Raw genomic sequence first — 5707 nt, forward strand, 5'->3', positions numbered from 1 at the left:
ATGCCGAGCACTTGCGTCAGTACTGCGACCGTTACCGGATGCAGCCTGTGATTCCGCTGCGAACCATGAAACGCAAGCCCAAGCCGGGACTACCAAGGCTGTTCGACCGCCCGAAATACCGACAGCGCAACATTATCGAGCGGATGTTCGGCTGGCTGAAGGAGAGCCGCAGGATCGGCACTCGCTACGACAAGTTGGCAAGAAGTTTTGCCGCAATGGTCACGCTGGCTTGCACGCTGCGGTGCCTACGGCAGTACTTTTCGTACAGAACCTAGAGGGCCTCGCGCCGCGCGGCGAACACCCCCGGCAGGGCCTCGACGCTGGCCTCCAGCAGCTTGCGCACCGGCGCCTGCTCGTAGAGCGCCGCGTACTCGCTCAGTTCGGCACTGGGGATCCGGCGGTAGGCGAAGAACATGAAGGACTCCACCGCGGCCCGGCTGGAGCTGCGCAGCGCCTCCAGCTGCCTGGCGCTCAGCTCCTCCAGGCGCCGTTCGGAGGCCGGCTGGCCGCGGGCGCGCAGAGCCAGCAGCAGGCGGGTCTTGTCCACCTCCTGGCGCAGCCGGGCGGCCAGCGCGCTGGTCTGCGCCGCCTGATCCAGGCGCTGCACCAGAGCCAGACGGTCGGCACGTGGCGGCGCGCTCTTCAGCTTCTCCCGGTAGGCGGCCAGCCCCTCGGTGCCACCGGCCTCGCCCACCGCCCGCTCGGCGGCGGTGAAACGCTGTGCCAGCGGGCTATCCAGCAGCCGCTCCACCTCGTGGACTTCGGCCACCTCCAGCTGGCCGGCCACCTGTCTGGCCAGCTCGTCGCACAGGGCATCGGCGGCGAAGGCCTGGGCGACCTTCTGCCGCTGCGCCTCGTCCAGCCCGTGCTGGATCAGCGGCGCGCTCTGCTCGCAGAGCAGGCGCAGACCCGCCAGCTGGAAGGCCCGCGGCAGATCGCCCGGGCGTGCCGGCTCGGCACAGACGAACAGAGGCAGGAGCAACAGCGCAAGGAGTGGCGACAGCACACGCATGGGCAGGGACCCGAGCGGACAGGACCCTGCCAGCCTAGCGAATCAGCCCGTGTCCCGGCTAGCTGGACACGGGCGCTTTGCGGATCAGGCCGCCTTTTTCTCCGCCGCCTTCTTCTTCGGCACCAGGTGCTTGGTCAGGCCCTGGAACCAGATCACCAGCGCCGGGTTGCCCTGGATCTGGATGTCCTTGTTCTGGATGCCCTGCATGAAGGCCAGCTGCTTGTTCTTCGCGGTCATGGTGGCGAAGCCGTAGGCGGCATCCTTGAAGCCGATGGCGAAGTCTGCGTGGGCAGCCAGACCGCGCTTGCTGACCACCCGCTGGTCCTTGACCACGAAGTGACGTGCCAGCTTGCCGTCCAGGGTATGCAGCTGGAAGGTCAGCGCCTTGCCTTCCAGCTGCTCGCGGAAGGCGCTATTGTCGCGGCTGGCCTTGGCCATCAGACGGCCCAGCATCCAGAGAAGAAAGCGGAATTTCATGCGCACGGCCTCGGAGGAATGGAAAACGGCCGCGCATTGTAGCCGGTCGACGCAGCGGCCACAGCCAGCTTAAGTTCGGAGATTGACGGAAAGATCGGGGAACTTGCCGCCCCGGAACGGCAGGCGGACGCGGACATTCGACGGCCCGTGGCCGCGGATCGGCCCTCCCGCCCGGAGCCGGGCGACTCCGGGCGGTGCGGCACTCAGTTGACGGCGTCGCGCAGGGACTTGCCGGGCTTGAAGGCCACGGTGTTGCTGGCCTTGATCTTCACCGGCGCACCAGTCTGCGGGTTCTTCCCGGTGCGGGCGCCGCGGTGGCGCTGCACGAAGGTACCGAAGCCGACCAGGGTCACGGTGTCCTTGCGGTTCAGGGCGTTGGTGATCTCATCCAGGATGACGTTCAGAACGCGGTTGGCCTGATCCTTGGTGAGTTGGGCCTTTTCCGCGATGGCCGCGGCGAGTTCCGGTTTGCGCATAGAAGCCTCTTTGACGTTTTGTTGTTGTTGTGTGTCTCACCGCTCTTCCCGAACGGCGTCCAAAGCGCCGCAGCGGCTCTACGCTGCGGCAGACAGCAGGGAGAATGGCATGCCTGCAGGCCTTCCGCCAGTGGCGTTTCGGCAATTTCCCAGGCGATCATCGGGGCGTTTCCGACACAACGGATGACGTTCACGCCAACAGGGCCGGAAGCTCCCGATTCAGAGCCAGTTTTTCCTGCACCGCTGCACCGGTGAGCGCGTAGCCGATCAGCCGTCCGCTGGCGTCCCGGCACAGCGCCTTGATATCGGCGCCACTGCCTTCCACCGTCCAGTCGCCGCTCATGCCGCGCGGCGGCGGCGACACCACTAGCGGGCAGACCGGGGTCTTGACCAGTACCGGCATGGGGCCGTAGCTGACCTCGGCGGGCTTGCCTGCCAAGGTCTGGGCCAGCGCGCGGGCACAGGCCATCAGCGGCATCACGAAGAGCAGGTTGAGGCCCTCCACTTCGGCGCAGTCGCCCAGCGCGTAGATATGCGGCTGGGAAGTCTGCAGGCGGCGGTCGACCACGATGCCGCGGTTGACCGCCAGCCCGGCGGCCGCGGCCAGCTCGGTTCGCGGGCGCAGGCCGACCGCCGAGACCACCAGGTCGCAGTCCACCCGGGTGCCGTCCGAGAGCTGCGCCAGCAGGCCGTCGCCGGCATGCTCCAGGCGGGTCAGCAGCGGGCCCAGGTGGAAGCGCACGCCGAGGCCTTCCAGACCGACCTGCACCGCGGCGGCGGCGGCCGGGTGGATCAGCCCGGGCATCAGTTGCTCGCAGGGCGCCACCACCTCCACTTGGTAGCCGCCACTGCTCAGGTCATTGGCGAATTCGCAGCCGATCAGTCCGGCGCCCAGGATCAGCACGCGGCGCTTGCCGGTGGCGGCGGCGCGAAAGCGCGCGTAGTCCTCCAGGTCGTTGATGGAGAAGATGGCGTCCTGGGCGTCCCCGTCCACCGGCACGCGAATCGGGTCGGCCCCCCAGGCCAGTACCAGGTCGCGGTAGGTCACGGCCTCTTCGCCGATCCACAGGCGCTTGTGCGCCGGGTCGATACCGGTGACCCGCGTGTGGGTACGCACCTCGGCCTTGAGCTGCTCGGCCATGGTGCCCGGTTCGGCCATGACCAGGCCGTCGGCGTCCTTGCCCTTGGCGAAGCCGGTGGACAGCATGGGCTTGGAATAGGACCGGCCGTCATCGGCGGTGATCAGCAGCAGCGGCGAGTCGCCGTCCAGCTTGCGGAACTCCTTGGCCAGGTTGTAACCGGCCAGGCCGGTGCCGACGATCACTACGGGTTCGCTCATCTCGTCACGTTCTCCAAGGGCAGGCTCAGTCAATGGCGATCATCTCGAAGTCCTGCTTGCCGGTGCCACAGTCGGGGCAGACCCAGTCCTCGGGGATGTCCTCCCAGCGGGTGCCGGGCGGGATGCCTTCCTCGGGCAGCCCCTCGGCCTCGTCGTAGATGAAGCCGCAGACGATGCATTGCCATTTGCGCATGGTTCGACCTCCGCAACGCGAATATGGATGACCCCTAACGGATTCGCACTCGAGCCGCCAGGCGCGGCCACCTGCATCAGTCTAGAGAGGGCTGCCGGAAAGGCTACCGCGCAGGACGCGGACAGGGCCACCGCGGCCTGCCGGCCGCCGCGCCCGCGAAGGGAGATCAGGCGATCTCGATCATCTCAAAGTCGGACTTACCGACCCCGCAGTCCGGGCACACCCAGTCCTCGGGCACGTCTTCCCAGGCGGTGCCGGCGGCGATGCCCTCTTCCGGCCAGCCCAGCCGCTCGTCATAGATCAGGCCACAGACCACACACTGCCACTTCTTCATGGACTCACTACCTCGACTCTTCAGGCACGGCCGACAGCGGAACGGGAATGCGCCGGCCAGGGCGCCCTTGTACTGGGCGCAGCCCGCCAGTGCAAGTGCCGCCCGGCCGGGCCAACCGAAGGACTGGGCCACTCAGGTCCGCGGTGCCGCAGCTGAAACATGCTAAGCTCGCCGCGCCTGTCCAACCGATAGCCGCCGCCATGCCCCACGCCGTCCTGCCCCATCCGCCGCGCTGGCTGAGTGCCGCGCAACTGCACCCACGTCCCACCGAGACCGTGCTCGACTGGCTGTTCGACCAGGGCTCGCTGACCCGCCGACTGATCGCCCTGTCCGCCGACCACTTCAGTGTCAGCCCGCTGCTGGAAGGCTGGCAGAGCCTGCGTCACGACGAATGCCAGGCCCTAGGCGTGGCCGCCGGCAGCCAGGGCTGGGTGCGCGAGGTGTACCTGCGCGGCCACGACCGGCCCTGGGTGTTCGCCCGCAGCGTGGCGGCACGCAGCGCCCTGGAAGGCTCCGGTTTCGACCTCAGCCTGCTTGGCAGCCGCTCCCTCGGCGAACTGCTGTTCAGCGACCAGGCCTTCGCCCGCGGGCCCATCGAGGTGACCCGCTACCCGGCGGCATGGCTGCCCGCCGAGGTACGCGAGGAGCAACTGTGGGGGCGCCGTTCCTGCTTCGTGCGAGGCGACCTGGTGGTGCTGGTCGCCGAGGTTTACCTGCCGGCGCTGTGGGCCGAGATCGGCGGCCAGACGCACGCCGGCAACCATGCCTGAGCCGGTCCCTGGCCGTATAATCCGCGCATTCGCCCGGGAGACGCCGCGATGTACCAAGACCTGCTGAAATCCTTCAACCGCCTGCACCCGCGGGCCTGGGACTTCATCCAGCTGACCCGCATGGACCGGCCGATCGGCATCTACCTGCTGCTCTGGCCGACCCTGACTGCCCTGTGGATCGCCGGCGAAGGCGCGCCTTCGCTGAAGAACCTGCTGATCTTCACCCTCGGTACCGTACTGATGCGCGCCGCCGGCTGCGTGGTCAACGACTACGCCGACCGCAATTTCGACGGCCACGTGGAACGCACCAAGAGTCGGCCGCTGGCCACCGGGGCGGTCAGCGTCCGGGAAGCCATGCTGACCTTCGCACTGCTGCTGGCGCTGGCCTTCGGCCTGGTGCTGCTGACCAACGCGACCACCGTCTGGCTGTCCTTCGGCGCGGTGGCGCTGGCCGCCTGCTACCCGTTCATGAAGCGCTACACCTTCTACCCCCAGGTGGTTCTAGGCGCGGCCTACTCCTGGGGCATCCCCATGGCCTTCACCGCGGAGAGCGGCGCGCTGCCGGCCGCCGCCTGGCTGCTGTACATCACCAACCTGCTGTGGACAGTGGCCTACGACACCTACTACGCGATGACCGACCGCCCGGACGACCTGAAGATCGGCGTGAAATCCACCGCCATCCTGTTCGGCGACGCCGACCGGGTGATCATCCTCACTCTGCAGGGCCTGTCGCTGCTCTGCCTGCTGCTCGCCGGGGCGCGCTTCGAGCTGGGCGGCTACTTCCACCTCGGCCTGCTGGCGGCCGCCGCCTGCTTCCTCTGGGAGTTCCACAGCACCCGCAGCCGCGACCGCCAGCTGTGCTTCCGGGCCTTCCTGCACAACCACTGGGCCGGCCTGGCGATCCTCGCCGGCATCATCCTCGACTACCAGCTGTAACCCGGGCACCCCACCGCACGGCCGCCGGTGGGCTGTCACAGGACTGCAATAATTTCGTTATCTAGGTTCTGTACGAAAAGTCCAAACGGGTAGAATCGGCGCCATGACAGGCTGGAGGCCCGCATGGCAAAGCGTTACGAACTCCCGGATGCAGCTTGGGAGCTGATCGC

The 5707-nt window shown here is 67.8% G+C and carries 9 protein-coding genes; 3 read left to right on the forward strand and 6 right to left on the reverse strand.

Translation table 11 applies throughout. The features are described 5' to 3' along the window. On the forward strand, positions 1 to 275 hold a 275-nt coding region (locus tag H165_RS0117675; protein WP_017940263.1), incomplete at its 5' end, for an IS5/IS1182 family transposase. Here the strand turns inward: H165_RS0117675 and H165_RS0117680 are convergent. From H165_RS0117680 to H165_RS0117705, 6 genes are all read right to left on the reverse strand, one after another. Continuing rightward, positions 272 to 1012, reverse strand: a complete 741-nt coding sequence (locus tag H165_RS0117680) for a hypothetical protein (RefSeq protein ID WP_017940264.1) — start codon at positions 1010 to 1012, stop codon at positions 272 to 274. The two genes, H165_RS0117675 and H165_RS0117680, sit on opposite strands and share 4 nt — an antisense overlap. An 84-nt stretch (positions 1013 to 1096) precedes the next feature. Then, complete coding sequence (locus H165_RS0117685; protein WP_026146716.1) at positions 1097 to 1489, reverse strand: SCP2 sterol-binding domain-containing protein; 393 nt, start codon at positions 1487 to 1489, stop codon at positions 1097 to 1099. Positions 1490 to 1692: 203 nt separating this feature from the next. Continuing rightward, positions 1693 to 1965 carry an HU family DNA-binding protein gene (locus tag H165_RS0117690; RefSeq protein ID WP_017940266.1) on the reverse strand — a complete coding sequence of 91 codons (273 nt, stop codon included), beginning with the start codon at positions 1963 to 1965 and terminating at the stop codon, positions 1693 to 1695. A gap of 190 nt (positions 1966 to 2155) precedes the next feature. After that, on the reverse strand, positions 2156 to 3304 hold the full coding sequence (locus H165_RS0117695) for an NAD(P)/FAD-dependent oxidoreductase (protein ID WP_017940267.1): 1149 nt from the start codon (positions 3302 to 3304) through the stop codon (positions 2156 to 2158). 25 nt (positions 3305 to 3329) lie between these two features. After that, positions 3330 to 3497, reverse strand: coding sequence for a rubredoxin (locus tag H165_RS0117700; protein ID WP_017940268.1), 168 nt, complete (start codon positions 3495 to 3497; stop codon positions 3330 to 3332). Positions 3498 to 3663: 166 nt separating this feature from the next. Continuing rightward, a complete protein-coding gene (locus H165_RS0117705) occupies positions 3664 to 3831 on the reverse strand; it encodes a rubredoxin (RefSeq protein WP_017940269.1) in 168 nt (55 codons plus the stop codon). A gap of 200 nt (positions 3832 to 4031) precedes the next feature. Here H165_RS0117705 and H165_RS0117710 point away from each other — a divergent pair, with 200 nt between their 5' ends. Both H165_RS0117710 and ubiA read left to right on the forward strand, forming a co-directional pair. Further along, complete coding sequence (locus tag H165_RS0117710; RefSeq protein WP_017940270.1) at positions 4032 to 4601, forward strand: chorismate lyase; 570 nt, start codon at positions 4032 to 4034, stop codon at positions 4599 to 4601. A 48-nt stretch (positions 4602 to 4649) separates the two neighbouring features. Further along, positions 4650 to 5537 carry a 4-hydroxybenzoate octaprenyltransferase gene (gene ubiA / locus H165_RS0117715; protein WP_017940271.1) on the forward strand — a complete coding sequence of 296 codons (888 nt, stop codon included), beginning with the start codon at positions 4650 to 4652 and terminating at the stop codon, positions 5535 to 5537. Positions 5538 to 5707 lie beyond the last annotated feature (170 nt).

The sequence above is a fragment of the Pseudomonas thermotolerans DSM 14292 genome (assembly GCF_000364625.1).
In the GTDB taxonomy this organism is placed as follows: domain Bacteria; phylum Pseudomonadota; class Gammaproteobacteria; order Pseudomonadales; family Pseudomonadaceae; genus Aquipseudomonas; species Aquipseudomonas thermotolerans.